Annotated in this window: 17 protein-coding genes; 15 read left to right on the forward strand and 2 right to left on the reverse strand. The window is 34.6% G+C overall.

Annotated features, from left to right (window positions below; genetic code table 11):
• Positions 1 to 20 precede the first annotated feature (20 nt).
• From putP to adk, 11 genes are all read left to right on the forward strand, one after another.
• On the forward strand, positions 21 to 1,514 hold the full coding sequence (putP, locus tag A9G17_RS08280) for a sodium/proline symporter PutP (RefSeq protein ID WP_065738294.1): 1,494 nt from the start codon (positions 21 to 23) through the stop codon (positions 1,512 to 1,514).
• Positions 1,515 to 1,568: 54 nt separating this feature from the next.
• On the forward strand, positions 1,569 to 2,840 hold the full coding sequence (gene tyrS, locus A9G17_RS08285; RefSeq protein WP_065738295.1) for a tyrosine--tRNA ligase: 1,272 nt from the start codon (positions 1,569 to 1,571) through the stop codon (positions 2,838 to 2,840).
• Between the two features lie 4 nt (positions 2,841 to 2,844).
• Positions 2,845 to 3,711 (forward strand): pyridoxal kinase PdxY, encoded by an 867-nt coding sequence (gene pdxY / locus A9G17_RS08290; RefSeq protein ID WP_065738296.1) that lies wholly within the window; start codon positions 2,845 to 2,847, stop codon positions 3,709 to 3,711.
• 58 nt (positions 3,712 to 3,769) lie between these two features.
• Positions 3,770 to 4,204: a helix-turn-helix domain-containing protein gene (locus A9G17_RS08295; protein WP_065738297.1), complete on the forward strand. Its 435-nt coding sequence runs from the start codon at positions 3,770 to 3,772 to the stop codon at positions 4,202 to 4,204.
• An 86-nt stretch (positions 4,205 to 4,290) separates the two neighbouring features.
• Positions 4,291 to 5,400 carry a flavodoxin-dependent (E)-4-hydroxy-3-methylbut-2-enyl-diphosphate synthase gene (gene ispG, locus A9G17_RS08300; protein WP_065738298.1) on the forward strand — a complete coding sequence of 370 codons (1,110 nt, stop codon included), beginning with the start codon at positions 4,291 to 4,293 and terminating at the stop codon, positions 5,398 to 5,400.
• Positions 5,401 to 5,423: 23 nt separating this feature from the next.
• Positions 5,424 to 6,701 (forward strand): histidine--tRNA ligase, encoded by a 1,278-nt coding sequence (gene hisS / locus A9G17_RS08305; RefSeq protein WP_065738299.1) that lies wholly within the window; start codon positions 5,424 to 5,426, stop codon positions 6,699 to 6,701.
• Positions 6,702 to 6,720: 19 nt separating this feature from the next.
• Complete coding sequence (locus A9G17_RS08310) at positions 6,721 to 7,434, forward strand: YfgM family protein (protein ID WP_065738300.1); 714 nt, start codon at positions 6,721 to 6,723, stop codon at positions 7,432 to 7,434.
• 27 nt (positions 7,435 to 7,461) lie between these two features.
• Positions 7,462 to 8,634 carry an outer membrane protein assembly factor BamB gene (bamB, locus tag A9G17_RS08315; RefSeq protein ID WP_065738301.1) on the forward strand — a complete coding sequence of 391 codons (1,173 nt, stop codon included), beginning with the start codon at positions 7,462 to 7,464 and terminating at the stop codon, positions 8,632 to 8,634.
• 18 nt (positions 8,635 to 8,652) lie between these two features.
• Positions 8,653 to 10,128: a ribosome biogenesis GTPase Der gene (gene der, locus A9G17_RS08320; protein WP_065738302.1), complete on the forward strand. Its 1,476-nt coding sequence runs from the start codon at positions 8,653 to 8,655 to the stop codon at positions 10,126 to 10,128.
• 3 nt (positions 10,129 to 10,131) lie between these two features.
• Positions 10,132 to 10,383, forward strand: a complete 252-nt coding sequence (locus tag A9G17_RS08325; RefSeq protein ID WP_065738303.1) for a YfgJ family double zinc ribbon protein — start codon at positions 10,132 to 10,134, stop codon at positions 10,381 to 10,383.
• A 38-nt stretch (positions 10,384 to 10,421) separates the two neighbouring features.
• Positions 10,422 to 11,066, forward strand: coding sequence for an adenylate kinase (gene adk, locus A9G17_RS08330; RefSeq protein WP_039128367.1), 645 nt, complete (start codon positions 10,422 to 10,424; stop codon positions 11,064 to 11,066).
• Between the two features lie 61 nt (positions 11,067 to 11,127).
• On the opposite strand, the gene A9G17_RS08335 is transcribed toward adk, so the two are convergent.
• Entirely contained in the window at positions 11,128 to 12,408 is a 1,281-nt protein-coding gene (locus A9G17_RS08335) for a bifunctional O-acetylhomoserine aminocarboxypropyltransferase/cysteine synthase (RefSeq protein WP_025314453.1), read from the reverse strand.
• A gap of 65 nt (positions 12,409 to 12,473) precedes the next feature.
• Positions 12,474 to 12,740, reverse strand: coding sequence for a DUF493 family protein YbeD (ybeD, locus tag A9G17_RS08340; RefSeq protein WP_025314454.1), 267 nt, complete (start codon positions 12,738 to 12,740; stop codon positions 12,474 to 12,476).
• A 208-nt stretch (positions 12,741 to 12,948) separates the two neighbouring features.
• Between ybeD and gss the strand changes: the two genes are divergently transcribed.
• The 4 genes from gss to A9G17_RS08360 all read left to right on the forward strand — a co-directional run bounded on the left by gss (position 12,949) and on the right by A9G17_RS08360 (position 22,329).
• Positions 12,949 to 14,826, forward strand: a complete 1,878-nt coding sequence (gene gss / locus A9G17_RS08345; RefSeq protein ID WP_065738304.1) for a bifunctional glutathionylspermidine amidase/synthase — start codon at positions 12,949 to 12,951, stop codon at positions 14,824 to 14,826.
• A 281-nt stretch (positions 14,827 to 15,107) separates the two neighbouring features.
• Entirely contained in the window at positions 15,108 to 16,622 is a 1,515-nt protein-coding gene (locus A9G17_RS08350; protein ID WP_065738305.1) for an SrfA family protein, read from the forward strand.
• 8 nt (positions 16,623 to 16,630) lie between these two features.
• A complete protein-coding gene (locus A9G17_RS08355; RefSeq protein ID WP_065738306.1) occupies positions 16,631 to 19,657 on the forward strand; it encodes a virulence factor SrfB in 3,027 nt (1,008 codons plus the stop codon).
• Positions 19,654 to 22,329 (forward strand): putative virulence factor, encoded by a 2,676-nt coding sequence (locus A9G17_RS08360; RefSeq protein ID WP_065738307.1) that lies wholly within the window; start codon positions 19,654 to 19,656, stop codon positions 22,327 to 22,329. Before A9G17_RS08355 ends, A9G17_RS08360 begins: the two co-directional genes overlap by 4 nt.
• Positions 22,330 to 22,448 lie beyond the last annotated feature (119 nt).

Genomic DNA, 22,448 nt, shown 5'->3' on the forward strand with positions numbered 1-22,448 from the left:
TTCATTTTACAGGGTATATTATAAAAATGTCGTTACCAATGATTGTCACCTTTGCTGTGTACATTTTAGGAATGATTGCAATTGGTTTTTTTGCGTTTCGCGCAACACAAAACTTTGGTGATTATATATTAGGTGGACGTCGTATCGGTAGCGTTGTGACAGCACTTTCTGCTGGAGCTTCCGACATGAGTGGTTGGTTGTTAATGGGGCTTCCTGGCGCTGTTTTTTTATTTGGTATTTCGCAAAGCTGGATTGCAATTGGTTTAATAATTGGTGCATATCTAAATTGGTTACTGATTGCTGGAAGACTGCGTGTTTTTACTGAAATTAACCATAACTCATTAACATTACCCGATTACTTTGCTCGACGATTTGATGATAAAAGCTCATTACTCCGTATTATTTCAGCCATTATTATTCTTATTTTCTTTACTATTTATTGCGCTTCAGGTGTAGTTGCAGGAGCCAAGTTATTTGAAAGTACATTTGGTATGAGTTATGGATGGGCAATGTTAGCTGGGGCTGGAGCAACGATAGCTTATACATTTATTGGTGGATTTCTAGCAGTAAGTTGGACTGACACTATTCAAGCTAGTTTGATGATGTTTGCACTTATTTTAACTCCAATTATGGTTATGGTGAACGCTGGTGGATTTACTGATGCAATGAATTATATTGAATTACTTAATCCTGATTATGTTAATTTATTTGCTCATATGGATTTTGTTGCCATTATTTCACTATTGGGATGGGGGCTTGGATATTTTGGTCAACCTCATATTTTAGCAAGATTTATGGCTGCAGACTCGCATGATGTTATGAAAAATGCTCGTCGAATTAGTATGACATGGATGATTTTATGCTTGGGAGGCGCAATTACTGTTGGCTTTTTTGGTATTGCTTTTTTTGCTCATAATCCTGATTTAGCCTATCTAATCAATGATGGTAAACATGAACGTATTTTTATTGAATTGTCAAAATTACTCTTCAATCCTTGGATTGCAGGTGTTTTATTGGCAGCTATTTTAGCTGCGGTTATGAGTACTCTAAGTTGCCAATTGTTGGTTTGTTCAAGTGCATTAACAGAAGATTTTTATCGCGCATTTTTTAGACCAAAAGCAAAACAAAAAGAACTTGTTTGGGTTGGGCGTATAATGGTACTAATTGTATCAATTGTAGCAATATTATTAGCGATTAATCCAAATAACAGTGTACTTGATTTGGTAAGCCATGCATGGGCTGGCTTTGGTGCGGCGTTTGGTCCTATTATTGTATTTTCTGTTTTTTGGGCGCGCATGACACGTAACGGAGCATTAGCCGGTATGATAATTGGTGCAGTAACTGTATTACTTTGGATTAATTTTAATTGGTTTAATCTTTATTCGCTTATTCCTGGATTTTTATTTGCTTCTATTGGCATTATTATTTTTAGCCTTTTTGATAAAAAACCTAATGAAATAGTGGAAGATCATTTCAAACAAGCGTATAAACGTTATCATAACAAGACACAATAGATTATTATTTAAGATAAAATATAAATCGTAAAAAAATTTAATAGGTAGAATATTATGACAAAAAATGTGATCAAACAACTGCAAGAGCGAGGACTTATTGCTCAGCTTACTGATGAAAAAGCACTAATAGAACTAATTGAACAAAATTCTATTGCGCTTTATTGTGGTTTTGATCCAACAGCCGATAGCCTACATTTAGGGCATTTGGTGCCGTTACTTTGTTTAAAGCGCTTTCAATTAGCAGGCCATAAACCTGTTGCTTTAGTTGGTGGCGCGACAGGATTAATTGGTGATCCTAGTTTTAAAGCCGTTGAACGCAAACTTAATACTCAAGAAACAGTTGTTGAATGGAGTGAAAAAATAAAACAGCAAGTTTCACCATTCTTAGATTTTGATTGTGGTGAACAATCGGCTGTTGTTGCCAATAACTACGATTGGTTTGGTAGTATGAACGTTCTAACATTTTTACGTGATATTGGTAAATACTTCTCGGTTAATGCCATGATTAACAAAGAATCTGTCAAGCAACGTATTGATCGCGATGAAGTAGGGATCTCGTTTACAGAATTTTCTTATAGTCTATTACAGTCCTATGATTTTGCGTGCTTAAATAAATCTCATAATGTTGTTTTACAAATTGGTGGATCTGACCAGTGGGGTAATATTACCGGCGGTATAGATTTAACGCGTCGTTTACATCAAAAACAAGTTTATGGTTTGACCGTACCTTTGATCACAAAATCAGATGGAACTAAATTTGGTAAAACCGAAAGTGGTGCAGTATGGCTTGATCCTAAAAAGACGAGTCCGTATAAATTTTATCAATTCTGGATTAATACTGCTGATGCTGATGTTTATCGGTTCTTGAAATTCTTTACATTTATGCCATTAAATGAAATTGATGCATTAGAGGAAGAAGATAAAAATAGTGGTGTTGCACCTCGTGCTCAATATGTTCTTGCCGAGGAGGTTACTCGTCTCGTACATGGTGAAGAAGGACTAAATGCAGCTAAACGAATTACTGAAAGTTTATTTTCAGGGCGATTAAGTGATTTATCGCAAGCCGATCTAGAACAGCTTGCGCAAGATGGCATGCCAACGCTTGATGTTGAAAGTGATGTCGATTTACAACAAGCAATTGTCAATGCTCAATTTGCGCCATCACGAGGACAAGCTAGAACCATGATTGAATCGAATGCTATTTCAATTAATGGTGAACGTAATACAACAACTGATTATCGTTTTTCAGATAATGATAAACTTTTTAATCGTTATACCTTGCTTCGTCGCGGTAAAAAATATTATTGCTTATTAATTTGGAGATAATTCCATGAAAAGTATTTTATCGATTCAGTCACATGTGGTATTTGGTCATGCAGGAAATAGTGCAGCAGTGTTTCCTATGCGTCGAATAGGCGTAGATGTTTGGCCTCTAAATACAGTACAATTTTCTAATCATACTCAATATCATCAGTGGACAGGAACGGTAATGCCTGCATCTCATCTGATTGAGATTGTTGATGGAATTAATGCCATTGATGAATTAAGACGTTGCGATGCAGTACTAAGCGGTTATATGGGATCACCAGAACAAGGTGATGCCATTATTGAGATTGTTAAAAAAGTAAAAGCTGTTAATCCAAATGCTATTTATCTTTGTGATCCAGTGATGGGGCATCCTGAAAAAGGCTGCTTTGTTGCACCAGGTGTATCTGCATTTTTATGTAATACTGCATTACCTATGGCAGATATAATGGCACCCAATATACTTGAGCTTGAAGAACTTAACGGTAAACAACATATCAATAATGTTGATGAGGCTGTATTAGCTTGCAGAGCCATATGTGAAAAAGGGCCAAAAGCTATTTTGGTTAAACATCTAAGCCGGGCAGGATATCATAATGATCGTTTTGAAATGTTACTTGTGACTCAAAATGAAGCATGGCACATAAGTAGACCGTTAGTTGATTTTGGTGTAAAACAACCGGTTGGTGTTGGTGATATGACCAGTGGATTATTTTTAGCTAATATTCTACTTGGAAAATCATTGGTAGAAGCTTTAGAACATACTACTGCTGCGGTGTATGCTGTTATGCTCGAAACTTTAAAACAAAATGAATATGAATTACAATTGGTTGCAGCACAAGATGAAATAGCAAAACCAACTCAGTGGTTTAGTGCGAAAAAAATTGATTAATTATCAAAATATGTAAAAATGAGATATCTTTCTGGATTATTATATACATGAGGGGATAATGGATAACATTTCATTGGGAGGAAAGCTTGCCTATTTAAGAGAGCAAATGGGATTCACTCAAGATGATATTGCCAATAAGATTCATGTCCGTAAAACGATAATTGATGACATTGAAAAAGAACAATTGATTCGGACTTCTTTTGTTTTTGTTAAAGGGTATATCCGTTCTTATGCTGAACTTGTAGGTTTATCCGCTGATGAATATCAACCTTATCTTGATGAGTTATCCCACCACTACCAATCCTATGAAATGAAAAATTATTCACAAAAATATAAAAAAAGACATGGAAAAAAAATATTTTTTATGATTGTTTTAGTTTTTTTATGCGCATTAGGTGTTACCCTATATTATGTTAATAAAGAAAATAAAAGTAATCTTGTGGAAGTTAGTCACTATATTTCTCCATCACTATCTAAACATGTTAATAGTTAGCAAATTTTCTTATTCTCATACAGACTTTTGCTTTAAATCTTGTTAAGATTGCTGGCTAGTTATTTTGTAATATAATTAGGCATGTTATGAGTCATCAAGATTCACCTATTATTAGACGAGAATCTACCCAAATTTATGTCGGCAATGTTCCTATTGGTGGTGGGGCTCCAATTGCTGTTCAATCGATGACAAATACTCGTACAACAGATGTTGAAAAAACCGTAGCCCAAATTCAAGCTCTTGAACGTGTTGGCGTCGATATTGTTCGTGTTTCTATTCCCACAATGGATGCAGCAGAAGCTTTTAAATTTATTAAACAGCAAGCAAAAGTTCCACTTATTGCTGACATTCATTTTGATTATCGTATTGCTCTGAAAGTTGCTGAGTATGGAGTAGACTGTTTAAGGATAAATCCTGGTAATATAGGTAACGAATCGAGAATACGTGCGGTTGTTGATTGTGCTAAAGATAAAAATATTCCAATTCGCATTGGGGTTAATTCAGGCTCACTGGAAAAAGATATACAAGAAAAATATGGGGAGCCAACTCCGCAAGCAATTGTAGAGTCAGCCATGCGTCATGTTGACATACTTGACCGGCTTAATTTTGATCAGTTTAAAGTTAGTGTAAAAGCTTCTGATGTTTTTACAGCAGTTGATGCTTACCGATTGTTGGCTAAGCAAATTAAGCAGCCATTGCATTTAGGTATTACTGAAGCTGGTGGAGTTCGTAGTGGTGCTATTAAATCGGCTATAGGGTTGGGATTATTATTATCAGAAGGTATTGGTGATACCTTACGTGTATCATTAGCTGCTGACCCTACAGAAGAAGTGAAAGTTGGATTTGATATTCTAAAATCACTGCGTATACGGGCTCGAGGCATTAATTTTATTGCATGTCCTACATGCTCTCGTCAAGAATTTGATGTAATAAATACGGTAAATATATTGGAACAAAGATTAGAAGATATTATTACACCTATGGATGTCTCAATTATTGGTTGTGTGGTCAATGGCCCTGGTGAAGCATTAGCTTCAACTATGGGGGTTGCCGGCGGTCATAATAAAAGTGGCTTTTATGAAGATGGTGTGCGAATAGGTCGTATTGATAATGAGCAAATGATTGACGAATTAGAAGCTAAAATCCGTGCTAAAGCATTATTATTGAAAAATAAAATTTCAACAACTGAATTATAATTTTAAAAGAAAGTGAATAAAAAATGACAGATAAAAAAATTCAATCAATACGTGGAATGAACGATTTACTTCCAACTGAGAGTGCAAGTTGGCAACAGATTGAAAAAATCGTTAAAGGTGTATTAAATAGCTATGGTTATAACGAAATTAGAACACCTATTGTTGAAGATACTGCACTTTTTAAAAGAGCGGTAGGTGAAGTTACAGATATCGTTGAAAAAGAGATGTATACATTCAATGATCGTAATAATGAGAGCATTACTCTGCGTCCTGAAATTACAGCAGGTTGTGTTCGTGCCGGTATTGAACATGGTCTTTTTTATAACCAAGAGCAAAGACTTTGGTATTTAGGACCTGCTTTTCGTTACGAAAAACCGCAAAAAGGGCGTTATCGTCAATTTCATCAATTTGGTGTTGAAGTCTTTGGGCTTGAAGGACCAAATATTGATGCAGAACTTATTTTATTAACAGCTCGTTTTTGGAAAGCGCTAGGTATTGAACAGCATACTTCTCTTGAACTTAATTCAATTGGTTCTCTTGAGGCTCGAGCAAATTATCGTAATGCTTTAGTGAGCTTCCTTGAACAACACAAAGATAAATTGGATGAAGACTGTCTACGTAGAATGTATACTAATCCATTAAGAGTTCTTGACTCAAAAAATCCTGTTATACAAGATTTGTTAGATAAAGCACCAAAATTATTTGATTATTTGGATGAAGAATCTAAAGAGCACTTTGATGGTTTGTGTCGCTTATTAGATAATGCTGGAATCAAATACAATATTAACCAACGGTTAGTTCGTGGATTAGATTACTATAATCGCACCGTTTTTGAATGGGTAACAAGCAGTTTAGGAGCACAAGGTACCGTTTGTGGTGGTGGTCGTTATGATGGTCTTGTTAGCCAACTAGGAGGACAACCTACACCAGCTGTTGGTTTTGCTATGGGTGTTGAGCGTTTAGTTTTATTAGTTCAAGCAGTCAACCCGTCATTGAACTGTGATAATTCAATTGATATTTATATGATTTCGTCAGGTGATGAAAAGACAATCTCAGCAGCACAATGCATAGCAGAACAATTACGAGATGGATTACCTGAAAAACGCATTGTCACCAATTATGGTTCCAGTAATTTCAAGAAACAATTTGCCAAGGCTGATAAGTTAGGTGCTAAAATAGCGGTTATTATTGGTGAAAATGAAATAGCAAACCAAACAGTAACCATTAAAAATTTACAAAACGGTGAACAAGTTGAAGTAGTGCAAACAAATATTATTCAAACTTGTTTGGCTATACTATAAAGGATAATAGGAGAAAAAAGTGAGTCATCAATTAACGCCTGAGGAACAATTTTCGGAGATTAAAGAATTTTTTGCAAAAACATGGAAAATAATGGTTGCAGTTATCGTAATTGGTTTACTAGCTTTTTATGGATGGCATTACTGGCAATCTTATAAAGTGGATAAGTCAATTGAGTCATCAGAACGATATGAACAATTAATAGCGAAATTAGATAATAGTAACCCAGATTCTGTCAATGAATTAGTCGCTTTTGCTAAAAAAGACGATACTATTTATAGTGTATTTGCTAGTTTTAATGCAGCTAAATTTTATGTTGAAGTATTAAAAGATTATGCAGGCGCACAAGTTTTACTAACGGATTCTCTAAAGAAAACGGATGCAGAACCCGTTAAAGCAATCGCATATATTCGAATAGCTCGTTTACAATATCAACAAGAAAAATATCAAGATAGTTTAACTTCATTAGGTAAGGTATCTGAACAAAGTTGGATGACTATTGTAAACGATATCCGTGGTGATATATTTGTGAAGATGGCTCGTTATAGTGATGCTGTTGATGCATATAACCTTGCGTTGACTTCATCCTCAACTAATGAGTTAAAAACAAATATAAAAATGAAATTAAATGAAGCACAATACTTAAAAGATAAACAGGAAGAACAAGCAATAAAAGATAAGGCAGAACAAGAGTCACAAGGGAATAATGTAGCAACAGAAGAAAGTAAAAATTAATTTATCCTGCTATAAGGGTCATAGAATATGAAGTTAACAAAATATTTTTTTACCAGTGTTTTAATTTGTTCACTTGCGGGATGTTCCTTATTTGGTGGTGAAGAAGAGATTGTACAAATTTCACCTTCACCAACAGTGAAAAGCCAATTTCCTATTCAGCAAATATGGCGAAATAGTACATCGGGAAATACGCAAATTTACTCCTTATTAGGTCCTGCTAGTTATGATAATACTGTTTATGTTGCTAGTCGCAGTGGACAAGTTAAAGCCATTGATTTATTAAATGGTAATACTATATGGGATGTAAATTTATCCCAAAGCACATTTTTTAGTAGCAAAACAGCTTTGTTTTCTGGTGGAGTAAGCGTTGATGACAAATATGTTTACATTGGAAGTGAACGGGCAGTTGTTTATGCCTTAGATCGTAGTAATGGTAAAGTTGTTTGGGAAAAAAAAGTAAACGGCGAAGTACTTGCTCGACCTGTATCTTCTCAGGATAAATTGATTATTCATTCTGCTAATGGCATTTTACAAGGACTAAACCGTAATACCGGTGAAGTGCTGTGGGATGTAACTCTTGATACTCCTTCTTTATCGTTAAGAGGCAATTCAACACCAACGGTTGTTCATGGTGCAGCAATTGTGGGAGATGATAGTGGGCGAGTAAATGCTTACTATATCAAAGATGGCCAACTCATTTGGCAACAACGTATTTCTCAACCGACAGGTTCAACTGAAATAGCAAAATTGAACGATGTTGATTCTACACCTGTTGTTGAAGGAAATTTGGTTTATTCTATTGGTTATAATGGATATGTTGCAGCATTGGATCTAAGTAATGGTCAAGTTGTTTGGCGTAAGCAATTAGGTTCAACACATAGTTTTGCTGTCGATTCCCAACAGATATTCGTTGTTGATCAGGATGATAATGTTCAAGCTATCACTAAAAAAGGTGGTGCACTGGACTGGACCCAACCAGGCCTTTTACATCGTCAATTAACCGATCCAGTTGTTTACCAAGATTATATTATTGTTGGTGACTTTGAAGGTTATTTGTATTTTCTAAATAAAGATAGCGGCGAAATCGTTGCTAAAACACAAGTAAGTAATAGTGGTTTAATATCGCGACCATTAATAGTAGACAATAAAATAATTGTCCAAGCTAAAAATGGTGATATTTATGCGTTTACAAAAAATTAAGGTAAATAGAGAATATACATGGTACCAGTTATAGCACTAGTTGGTCGTCCAAACGTTGGAAAGTCGACTTTATTTAATCGGTTAACTCGAACTAGAGACGCATTAGTTGCTGATTTTCCCGGATTAACTCGTGATCGTAAATATGGACGAGCCGAAATTAAAGGACATGAATATATCGTCATTGATACTGGCGGTATTGATGGAACTGAAGATGGGGTTGAAAGCTTTATGGCAGAACAATCCCTACAAGCAATTGAAGAAGCAGATATTGTTCTTTTCTTAGTAGATGCTAGAGCAGGCGCTATGCCTGCTGATCATGCTATCGCTAAACACTTGCGTTCCCGCCAGAAAGCTACATTTTTAGTAGCAAATAAAATTGATGGTATTGATGCTGATATTGCTATTTCTGATTTTTATGGGCTAGGATTAGGTGAAATTTATTCAATTGCAGCTAGTCATGGTCGAGGAGTAAGTTCATTAATTGAGACTGTTTTAGAGCCTATTTTTCAATTCAAAGATGAACAGCAAAATAATTTTGTTAACGATGAATCATCTAACGATTTGCCCGAGTCATATGATGATCTTGTCCTTGATGATGATGATACTCAATCACTGATAAATCAACCTATCAAGGTTGCTATTGTTGGGCGTCCAAATGTTGGTAAGTCAACACTAACTAATCGTATATTAGGTGAAGAGCGTGTTGTTGTATATGATATGCCAGGAACAACGCGAGATAGCATTTATATACCAATGACACGTGATGAACGTGAATACGTCTTAATTGATACCGCAGGTGTTCGTAAAAGAGGTAAAGTAACCGAAACCGTTGAAAAATTTTCTGTCATTAAAACATTACAAGCAATTGAAGATGCTAATGTTGTGATTTTAGTTATTGATGCCAGAGAAGGAGTGTCAGATCAAGACTTATCATTACTTGGTTTTATTATAAATAGTGGTCGCTCACTTGTAATAGCTGTTAATAAATGGGATGGCTTATCACAAGACATCAAAGAACAAGTCAAGACGACTCTTGATGATCGGCTTGATTTTATTGATTTTGCTCGAGTACATTTTATTTCTGCTTTACATGGTAGTGGAGTTGGTAATTTATTTGATTCCATTCAAGAAGCTTATGACTGTGCAACGCGTCGTGTAAATACGGCACTACTAACAAAAATAATGCAAATGGCACAAGATGATCACCAACCTCCTTTGGTGTGTGGTCGTCGAGTAAAATTAAAATATGCACATGCTGGTGGCTATAATCCACCAATTGTTGTTATTCATGGTAATCAAGTTGAAGATTTACCTGACTCTTATAAGCGTTATTTAATGAACTATTTTAGACGTTCATTAAAAATTATGGGTTCGCCAATTCGAATACAATTCAAAGAAGGAGCTAACCCATTTGAAGGTCGAAAAAATAGCTTAACAGCATCACAGCAACGTAAACGTCGCCGGTTGATGAAACATGTTCGAGGTCGAAAATAAATTATGCCAAAAAAAATAGCAGTTAATCATGGACAAGAAGGCATTTGCCCAAACTGTAATGAAAAAATGAGTAATATTTCTCCTCAACATTTCAGTTGTTCTAAATGCCAACAACATTACATTGAACAATATATATGTCCAATTTGCCAACAAAGTGCGCAAATGATTAAAGGCTGTGGCTCGATCAATTATATTTGTCAAACAGATGGTTTAATATCAAGTAGTAAAGTGATATTTCATTATTTACCAGAATAGAAAAAACTATTTATATTAAAGTTATAAGAGGTTATTTAATGCGAATTATATTATTAGGTGCACCTGGGGCAGGAAAGGGAACCCAAGCACAATTTATTATGCAAAAGTATGGTATCCCACAAATCTCAACTGGGGATATGCTACGTGCCGCAGTAAAAGCAGGTAGCCCATTAGGTTTACAAGCAAAATCACTTATGGATGCAGGAAAACTTGTTACTGATGAGCTGGTAATAGCACTAGTTAAAGAACGTATTGCACAAAGTGATTGCTCTAATGGTTTTTTATTAGATGGTTTTCCTCGTACAGTGCCACAAGCTGATGCAATGAAAGCTGCTGGTATTAATGTTGATTATGTACTTGAGTTTGATGTGCCTGATGAAGTGATTATTGATCGTATGAGTGGACGACGAATCCATGCTGCTTCTGGTCGTGTTTATCATATACGTCATAATCCACCAAAAGTTGAAAATATTGATGATGTTACTGGCGAATCGCTAACTATTCGCAAAGATGATAGCGAAGAAATTGTTCGTAAACGTCTTGTTGAATATCATGATTTAACTAAACCTTTGATTAGTTATTATCAACATGAAGCTAAAGAAGGTCGTACACAGTATTTCCGTATTGATGGAACCCAGCCGGTTGCTGATGTTACAAAAGAATTAGCTAAAATCTTAGGCTAATTGATTTTAGTAAAAGAGTCAGATAGTTTTTAGCTATCTGACTTTTTTATTGCATAATAGGTCAATTCGAAGCAGCTGTAAGGGCTTGCTCTAGATCAGCAATAATATCATCAATATGTTCGATACCAATAGATAAGCGAATCATTTCTTGACTGACTCCTGCTTTTTGCAGCTCTTCATTATTAAGTTGTCTATGTGTTGTGGTGGCTGGATGGCAAGCTAATGAACGAGTATCGCCGATATTAACTAAGCGAATTATCAGTTTTAATGCGTCAATAAATTTAGCTCCGGCTTGCTTACCTCCTTTTATACCAAACGATAAAATACCAGCTGGCAAACCATTATCCATCTGTTTTATGGCTAATTGGTGTTCTGGATGATTTGATAAACCAGCATAATTTACCCAGCTAACTTGGGGATGAGCTTCTAAATATTGGGCGACTTTTAGGGTATTTTGACAGTGACGTTCAACTCTTAAAGATAATGTTTCGAGTCCTTGTAGCAGTAAAAAAGTATTAAATGGAGATAATGCTGCGCCCATATTACGCAAGGGGATAACACGACAGCGCGCTATATAAGCAGCAGTACCAAATGTTTCAGTATATGAAACGCCATGATAAGATGGGTCAGGTTGATTTAACATTGGATATTTATCCGCATGATCTTTCCAAGGAAATTTACCTGAATCAACAATCATTCCACCTAAACTATTGCCGTGCCCACCAATATATTTAGTGAGGGAATGAATGACTATATCTGCTCCAAATTCAAACGGTCGGCAAAGTGCAGGGCTCGCAACAGTATTATCGACAATCAAAACGATACCATGACGATGAGCAATATCCGCTAATGCTGCAATATCAACAATATTGCCAGCGGGATTACCTATACTTTCACAATAGATGGCTTTCGTTTTGTTATCTATCTGTTTTTCAATAGCGACAAGATCATCGTGAGGAGCAAACTTAGTTGTAATACCAAAGTTAGGTAATGTATGAGCAAATAAATTATACGTTCCACCATAAAGTTTAGAAACTGAAACGATATTTTCACCAGTAAAAGTAATTGCTTGAATTGCATAAGTAATGGCAGCCATACCTGATGCTACGGCTAAGGCTCCAACTCCGCCTTCAAGGGCCGCAACTCTTGCTTCAAGTACTGCATTAGTTGGATTCGTAATTCTTGTATAAATATTTCCAGGCACTTTCAAATCAAAAAGATCTGCACCATGTTGTGTGTCGTCAAAAGAATAAGAAGTAGTTTGATAAATAGGTACAGCAACAGCGTGGGTTGTTAATTCGGGTGTATAGCCAGTATGGATGGCAATGGTTTCTGGTTTCATATTAGAGCCTCATTATTGCAGTATGAGACTCTATTTTGCGAAAAAATTTTAAAAAAAGCAATAAATTATAAAACCATTCTTACAATATCAATTTCGCCTAATTCTTTATAAAGATTTTCAATTTGGTCAATATGTGTTGCATTAATAGTAATCGATACAGAATGATAATTACCTTTACTACTTGGTTTGATAGATGGAGTATAATCACCAGGCGCATGGCGTTGAATTACGGATACAACCTTGTCAACCAACTCTGGTTTTGCTTCTCCCATCACTTTATAGGTGAATGAACAAGGGAACTCTAATAGTTCATTTAATTTTGTTTGTTGCATAATTTTATACTTCTCATTTTATTAGTTCATTTTATTGGTATGACTACCAAGAATAACGAATATATATAGGCAGTTTATACTTCTTCAAGTAATATGAAATATAAACATCGCTTTTTAAAGCTTATAATTTGATCTATGATAGGGAAATTTTAACATAGCTTGATAAATCTATCTTGCATTTTGTTCATAAATATAAGGTTAATACAGCATGTCATCTTTGTCCAATAACAAAGAATCTTTTGGTACATTATTAGGTTATGCGCCAGGAGGCGTTGCAATTTATTCATCTGATTATGAAACATTAGATTCCAACCTTTACCCTAATGATGCCTCATTTCGCAGTTATTCTGGTCATGAATATATGGGATATAAATGGCAATGTGTCGAATTTGCTAGGCGATTTTTATTTTTAAATCACGGTATTGTATTTACCGATGTGGGTATGGCGCATGAGATATTCTCGTTACGATTTTTAAGACATGTCATTAATGAAGCGATTTTACCTTTACAAGCATTTGCCAATGGCAGTAAACGTGCGCCAGAGGCTGGTGCATTATTAGTTTGGGATGATGGAGGCTTTTTTGATCGTACTGGTCATGTCGCTATTATTACTGAAGTATTTGAAGATAAAATTCGGATCGCTGAACAAAATGTGAGGCATACACGTTTGCCCATTGGTCAGCAATGGACTCGTGAGCTTGCTATGACAAGGATAGATGGCGGTTATCAGTTACATGACACGTTTGATGATACAACGATTCTTGGTTGGATGATTCAAACAGATAATACGGAACATAGTTTGCCACAACCTAATGTACCTAATCCGTTGTTAGCGATCCACAGCGCTCATATTGAAAATGAAAGCCAATTTGATAAAAAGTGGCTAAATGAATTAGATACGCTCGAAAATGCCTATGTATCAGCCACAGGGCATGCAATCAGCCATGACGATCAATATCGTTATTTCACCATTTCAGAAAGCGCGGAACAAGAGTTAATTCGTGCAACCAATGAATTACATTTAATGTATTTACATGCTACTGATAAAGTATTAAAAGATGATAGTTTATTAATTAATTTTAATATTCCAGGAATATTATGGCCAAGGCTTAGACTCTCATGGCAACAGCGTCGCTATCAAATGATCACAGGACGATTAGATTTTTGCATGGATGAACGAGGTTTTAAAGTTTACGAATATAATGCTGATTCAGCTTCTTGCCATACTGAAGCTGGACACATTCTTGATAAATGGGCAATTCAAGCAGGATTAAATGTGGGTGTCAATCCAAGTAGTGGTTTACTCAATTCTTTGGCTAATTGTTGGACACATAGCGATGCACAAGCTTTTGTTCATATCATGCAAGATAACGATAGTGAAGAAAATTATCATGCATTGTTTATGCAAACAGCCCTTACACAAGCAGGATTTAGTAGCAAGATTCTACGTGGACTTAATGGGCTAAAATGGGATAAACGAGGTCGATTAGTTGATGATGAAGATCGACAAGTTACATGTGTTTGGAAAACATGGGCATGGGAAACCGTTCTAGAACAACTACGAGAAGAAAGTGAAGCTCAGATTGCCGGCTTACCAATTCGCACTTGGCATCCTGAAAATGCGGTAAGATTAATTGATGTGCTTTTACGACCAGAAGTGTCAGTTTTTGAGCCTTTGTGGACGGTTATTCCAAGTAATAAAGCTATTTTGCCTGTTTTATGGTCTTTATTCCCAAACCACCGTTATTTATTAGAATCAACATTTGAACTTAATGACAGCTTAATTAAAAAAGGTTATGCCATTAAACCTATAGCAGGGCGACGCGGTAGTGATATTCAATTAGTTAGTAGTCAAGAACAGATTCTTAATAAAACAGTAGGAAAGTTTGCTAAGCAAGAAAACATTTATCAAGAACTTTGGTGTTTACCAAAGGTTGATGATCGTTATCTACAATTATGCACTTTTACTGTAGGTGGGCATTATGGCGGAGCATGTTTACGTTCAGATCCGTCTTTGGTTATAAAGGGTGAAAGTGATATGCAACCATTACGAGTTTTAACTGATGAGGAGTTTTTAAAACAATAACAATAAACACTTTTTGTAAAAAAGTTTCAGGTTATGCATACGTTTCAGTATAAAATTAAAGAGAATAATACTACTAAGTGGTTTTATTATGATTTTTGTTGTATTAATACTTATTAATGTATTATTTTCTGTAATAAATATATAAAGCTTTAATTAACCTTCAAATATAAAAGACATAATATCGGTGAGTTTAACAATTACAATAATAAATTTTTTTGTTAAAATTGATACAATTATATAAAAATAATAACAATATAAATACAATTAATAAGAAGGAATATATGGTAAATACTTTACTGCGAAGTGGTGATATAAAAGATTTCAAAATGCTGGGGCACGATGGTAAAGCCGCTTATTTAGTTGCTGCCCAAATTCGTGAAATGTTTAGAGTAAAGTTAGGTAAACAGTATGCTGATTATTTAGCTATTCCACAACGCAATGATCAAGGTAATATTATTGATTGGTATATTCCTTTTGATTCAGCTCAATCTGATGGGCAGTATGATATTGTTCCTTGGACCTCTGCCAGTGAATCAGAGCAAGAAGAAGCATTGATTTTACTCAAAGAATTCGAAAACAAAGTTATGAATTTGGGTAAACAACTTGCGAGCAATCCAAATTTAGCGGGTGATCAATTACTTTTTAGTCGTCTGATTTATGATCCAAAAAATAATATTGATAGCACTGAACCAAATTTGATGGCAATACGTTTTCCTAGTAATCAATTTGTTTATATTGTTAACGGTAAACCAGTGATTACCTTTTGGGGATTTGTTTATCCACAAACACCGCAAAATAATTCACCATTTAATTGTTTGAAATCTATACAACAACCAATCCCTTTAGCATCAACAGTAACTGAACCAGAGGTAATTAAAAAACCATGGTGGAAACTTTGGTGGGCGTGGTTACTTGGTTTGTTGCTTTTATTATTGCTTTTATTGGCAATACTTGGGTTACGGGGGTGTCGACAAAATGTGGACATTTCGATTAATCATGAAATAGCAAAGGAAAATAATATTAATCAACTTTTGCCAGCAGATGAAAAACAAGATGTAAAAGAAATAAAAACGAAAGATCAAGTAATTGATAGACAAATTAATGTTATTAATGGCATCAAAAATAGTTCAAAAAATTTAGTTGATGCTAATGGTGTACCTATTAACACTGAAGTTCTAGGGGATGCTCTTAATACTGTTGATCCAAATGCAATACCAAACAATATTGAAAATAATAATGGTGATATTAATCAAATCCCAGACGCCTTAAATAATAAAGATGACAAAGCTGGTGTCCCTAACACAGCTGAGACTGATAAAAAAGATAATTTGGATGGCTCAAAAGATGAAGATAATAAAGGTCAAATACCTCAAGAGTCAAATAAAGATAATAATTCTGATACTAATATAAATCCGGATAAGGTAGATAACTTAACGTTATCTCCAGATCAAATAAAGCAAGGTTCCACTAAATTTTTGGATGGGCAATGGTCTGTTAGTGGAGGAATTCAAGATAAGGCTACAGGTAAACCATTACAATTGAGTTATGAACTTAAAGATGGAAATGGCCAAGTTACCGTTACTCGTAGTGATGGTGTTAAATGCGTTGGTCAAGTTGATAGTGGTATTCAAAATGCTAATTTAAGTATTGGTAGTAATAACCAAGCTATCTGTAGTGATAATAGCAAATATCAATTACCTAAGATTCAGTGTAAATCAGGCAACAATAATCAAGCTGATTGCCAGGGAATTTATGATAACGGAACTTCGTTCCCAATTACGATGAAAAAACAATAAGGTTGTATATGCTTCCAGAAACACGCAACTATGGTCAAGAAGTTACACTGATAATGAATAGTGGAATTCAATTTCTTGATTTTGCACTAAAAATAGATTGGAAAGATAATCAATGGCGCAGTAAAATTAATGGTAGTTTTATTGATCCTTCTGAAAGTGGGGCGCTAGTTAGATTAATTGAAGATAGTAATAATGGTAAATTTTTTGTACCAGATAATCTCTCTTTTGCTGTAACCCCTACACAAGAGATTAGTGTTGACCAATCATTAAAATTGTATGATGGTATTTGGTTGCCTGTTCCTGTTTTGAGATCAATACCCCCTGAACGATTTGATAAAGGACCCCATAATTGGAGTCGTGTAAGGATTGTTAGCATTCCAGAAGGAGAAGATCCTGATGGCAATACACATCGTATAACTTTTGCATTTGATACTAAAATCTTTGCAAACATGCAAGACGTTGTTTACTTAGCACCTACTGAAAATGATGTAAAAACAGGTTCAGTATTCAGTCTGGCACATCGTTCAGATCAGGTTTCTTGGTATCTAGAACTAAAATGGATAACAAGTTGGTTAATTGACTTGTTCCAAGAATTGGCTCCTCAGCCTGAACGGCTAAAAATACACAAAGATGATATTGAATTAGAAATAAGTAATAAAGCTTATTATGGTCATTATCTAAACATTCTTAATTTGCTCGCAGATTCAATACAGTTACCAACAATCAAAATAGTATCAAACGATAAAAATGATGTTGTCAAATCAATTCCTGTCGATATGATTCTTGATGTTGGAAACAGTCGAACTTGCGGGATTTTAATCGAGGATCATATTCAAGATAAAGATAGTTTAAATCATCGTTATGAGCTTGAAATTCGAGATCTTACCCAGCCAGAACATATTTACAATGAACCTTTTGAAAGTCGAGTTGAATTTGCTCAGACTTTCTTTGGTAAGGAACATTTTTCTTTACAAAGTGGAAGGAGAGATACTTTTCGCTGGCCAAGTATCGTGCGAGTAGGTAAAGAGGCTAGCCGTCTTGCAAGCCGACGTGAAGGTAATGAGGGAGCAACAGGACTTTCAAGTCCAAAACGCTATTTATGGGATAAAGATAAATATGAACAAGGTTGGCGCTTTAATTCTCATTATGTAAAAAGTGATCATGAACCGTTTGCGACAGCGGAACCCTTTTCAAGTTTAATTAATGAATATGGTGAAGCACTACACATTTTAAGTAATGATATTGAAGAAGAATATGACCGCAAAATGCCAGTGTTCCATCCAAAATACTCGCGTAGTTCATTAATGACATTCATGCTATGTGAAGTTTTAATGCATGCTTTAATGCAAATAAATAGTGTTGCTCAACGTAATAAACTTGAACATGCTAAAACTCCCCGTAATTTGCGTTCTATCATTTTAACTATTCCACCAGCAATGCCTAAACCTGAACAGGCAATTTTTAAAAGTTGTGTTTATCAAGCTATAGGACTTGTTTGGAAAAGTCTTGGTTGGGATAATTCAGATAGTAATATTGATTTTAATAACCGTGATCAATTAAATAGTATTTGGCCAAATATTCCTGAAGTTTATATTCAATGGGATGAAGCAACCTGCGGTCAAATTGTTTATCTGTTTAACGAAACACAAAATAATTATAATGGACGCAGTGAAGAATTTATTGCATCAATAGTTCGTCCTGATAAAGTTAATAAGCAAAAACTGACAATCGCAACTGTTGATATTGGCGGTGGTACAACTGACCTAGTTATTAATGACTATGAGCTTGATTATGGTAGCAGTAAGCAAACAAATGGTAGTAATACTTATATTGTTCCTATTCAACGTTTTCGTGATGGATTTAAAGTTGCTGGGGATGATATTTTACTTGATATCATTCAAGATGTTGTATTGACCTCATTAACCAATGGTTTAAAGAAAGCAGGTTTAACTGATCCAAATCCAATTTTATCAACGATTATTGGTTCACAGCAACTTTCTATTCAAGATGCTGTATTACGCCAACAGCTCAACTTACAGTTATTTACGCCAATTGGATTACAAGTTTTAAAGCAATATGAGCTTTACGATCCACTTCATGCAGATCAACATGTGTATAACACAACTTTCAGTGAGTTATTACAGCATACATCTATGACTGATCATGTTTTGAATTTTATTAATGAACCGATTAGGCGAGCTTTAAATAATCCAACATTTTCAGTGCTTGATCTCAGTATAGAGATTAATTTGAAACGTATTCATTACTTATTCATTCGTGGTGATTATTATAATATCTGTAAGACATTTGATGCATTATCTGAAATTATCAGTTGTTATCAATGTGACGTATTGTTGCTAACGGGTCGTCCATCACGCCTACCTGGCGTTCAAAGTTATTTTCGTTCACGCTTATCAATACCTTCAGGAAGAATTTTACCATTACATGGCTATTATACGGGAGGGTGGTATCCGTTTCATAAACAAGAACGAATTGATGATCCAAAAACCACAGCCGCTGTTGGGGCAATGCTCTGTTTTTTAAGTAAGAATTTAAGACTATCTAATTTTTATTTTAGATCATCAAATATCGATTTATATTCGACGGTTAAATACATTGGTCTGCTTGATAATTTAAATATGATAAAAGATGAAAATATTTATTATCGAGATATTGATTTAGATGATCCTGATTATGATTTTCCTGATATCTCATTTGAGATCCGAGGGACAACCAGACTCGGATTTAAACAATTAGAAATTGATCGTTGGCCTGCATCACCAATTTATATCTTAACAATTGAAAATGGCGATGTTGCCAAAAGGCTCAGTGCGGAAGGTGTAGTTTTAGAAGTAACATTAGGAATAAAAAACCAACAAAAAACGGTTGAGAATTTCTATATTAAAGATGTTAAAGCCTCAGATGGGCGTGCCTGCAACAAAACTAAGGATATAAAGCTAAATTTAAATACAATGGTAAATTCAGGTTTAATTAGCACACAATATTGGCTTGATAGTGGAATAATAAAACGATGAAAAATTTAAACGAACAACTACCTAAATCCTGGGAACAGGTTTATCAAGCATCTGCAAAGGCCATTGAATGGGTGGATCAAACGCGTAACTCCTCTAAACGTCTGAATAATGAAGCTGATAGTTTAATTCTCGATCTTCGTCGTCTTCGTAATAGTGCAAAAAAGTTAGGTGATGTATCAAGTAAATCTGTTGCAGTTGGCTTTTTTGGTTTATCACAGGCAGGAAAATCTTATCTAATTTCAGCATTAGCAGCAGGTCAAAATGGTAAACTTGAAACCATTGTTGATAATGAAATTCTAGATTTTATCGATCATGTTAATCCTGTCGGTAGTGGTAAAGAGGCAACGGGTCTAGTAACTCGTTTTAGCCGAATAGCTAAAGGAGGTATTGCAAATTATCCTTTAGAACTAAAACTCTTTCAAGAAATTGAAATTGTTAAAATTTTAATTAATGCTTATTTTAAAGATTTTGATCAACAAAGAATTAATAATAAAATCGAATTTTCCTCATTAAATCAGCTGATTCAAAATATTGAAAGTAAAAAACAAGATGAATATACAGGTGGTATTACTGAAGATGATATTGTTGATCTATATGATTATCTAGCTGAAAATTTTGGTAATTCGCTTGAAGGATTAAAAGGTGGTTATTGGGAAAAAGCAATGTATTTGCTACCGTATCTTAAAACTTCTGAACGTAGTGCACTTTTTTCAGTTTTATGGGGTGGTATCAGTGAAATTACGGCTGTTTATATACAATTAGCGACAACATTAGCTAGCTTAAATTATGTGAGTACAGTATATGCACCAATTTCAGTATTAGTTAAAGATAATAATGGTACTAAGTCGCAAATTGACAGTATTATGAATGTCGACATCCTTGATCGATTAAATACTGACCGAGACTCATCAGTAACTATTACTCCTCAAAATGGTGTACCAACCTCGATTTCTCTGGCTCAACTTGCTTTTTTAACCGCTGAATTAACTTTTCCATTAGTAAATCAAACGCGTGTGCCTACGTTTGAAAAAGTTGATTTGCTTGATTTCCCAGGATATCGGGGACGATTAAATTTAACTTCTATTTCAGATGTTAAAGAAGGTAATCCTATTGCTCAACTTTTATTACGGGGTAAAGTAGCTTATCTTTTCGAAAAATACACTGATAATCAAGAAATGAATGTTCTTGTTGTTTGTACCCCATCAGATAAACAATCTGATGTTAACGATGTTGGTCCCGTTCTTGAACGTTGGATAGATAAGACCCAAGGAGAGTCAGCAGAAAAAAGAGCGACTAAAAAAGCTGGGCTATTATGGGCTATTACTATGTTCGATAAACGGATTAGCAATTCATTAACTTTATCAGAAGATAATCTTAAAAATAGTTGGGGTAAAGGTGGATTACTACAACAAACCATTTTAGAACGTTTTGGTAACTATGATTGGTTAACAAATTGGTTTAATGAACATAAATTCAACAATGTTTTTTTAGTACGAAAACCAGGTTTTGATGTACCATTTTTAAATACTGATGCAGAGACAAAACTTGAATTATCTTACAACGATACTTATCAAGAAAAAATGCAAATTTTAAAAAATACATTTGTTGAAGATCCTGATATCAAAGAGTATGTTAACGATCCAGATCAGGCATGGGATGCCATGTTAAAATTGAATGATGGTGGTATCGGAAGAATTAGCCAATATTTAGAACAAGTTGCTATTACTGAAATCAAACAACAACGCATTGTTGAACAACTCAATGAAAAAATTGATTATATTATTAATATGCGTTTTGATACTTGGTATCAGGCAGATAATGATGAAGAACTTGGTAAGAAAAAACAGATTATCGCTGATGTCGTTAAAGAACTACAGGGAAAAGCCTTATTACTGGGTGAACTACTTAAAGTATTAGAACTACCTGAACAAACCATTCGTGCGCTTTATCATACTAGTGAAACAGGTACTGATACATCTAAAAACGAAGCTCATGATGATATGGGTAATGATATATCAACCGATTTTGGATTGAATACCGATTTTGAATTATTTTCCGATGATAATTTCTCATCTAATGTAAAACCAGTAACCATTTTACCAACTGAATGTAAATTGGCTAAAACAATATTTACTACATGGCTAGAGTATTTAAGAAATATTGTTTTAGATAAACATATTTTACAATTTTTTGGTTTGGAGCAAAAATCACTATCTTTTATTGTCGAAGAGCTTATTACTGCAGCAAATCGTCTAAAAATTGAAGCAAGTTTAACTGAACGAATATTGCAAAATGAAAATACAGGTAGTAAACGCGATGATTTAGAGTCTAGACAAGTGAGCACTATACATACTTTATTAGCAGACTTCATTGCATGGCTCGGTTTTGTTCAAGGACAATCTATTGAAATACCAATGAGCCGAGTTAATCAAGGTAAACCAATATTTTCTTCACCATTGAGCCAATTTTCAAGTCAATTATCACATCCACTACCAGTACTTGATGATAAGACTAAAAATTATTCTCAATTTGCTATATTTGATTGGTTTATTGCATTTGCTATGCTTGCTCAAGAAAATGTTGGGCATCATGCTGGGCGTGAAATAAGTCAAGAACAAAACTCTCGACTTGGTGAGATTTTAATGTTCTTTAAACAATCACGAATAAAATAGTTATTTTAAATAAATTAAGTGACAATCATTTTATCGTCATTAAATAAATAAGGTAGCATGAAGCTATCTTGGATTATGAAAAGTTTATCAATCTATATTGATAAACTCTTAGTTGTGAA

Source organism: Gilliamella sp. wkB7 (assembly GCF_001693435.1).
Classification (GTDB): Bacteria; Pseudomonadota; Gammaproteobacteria; order Enterobacterales; family Orbaceae; genus Gilliamella; species Gilliamella apicola_N.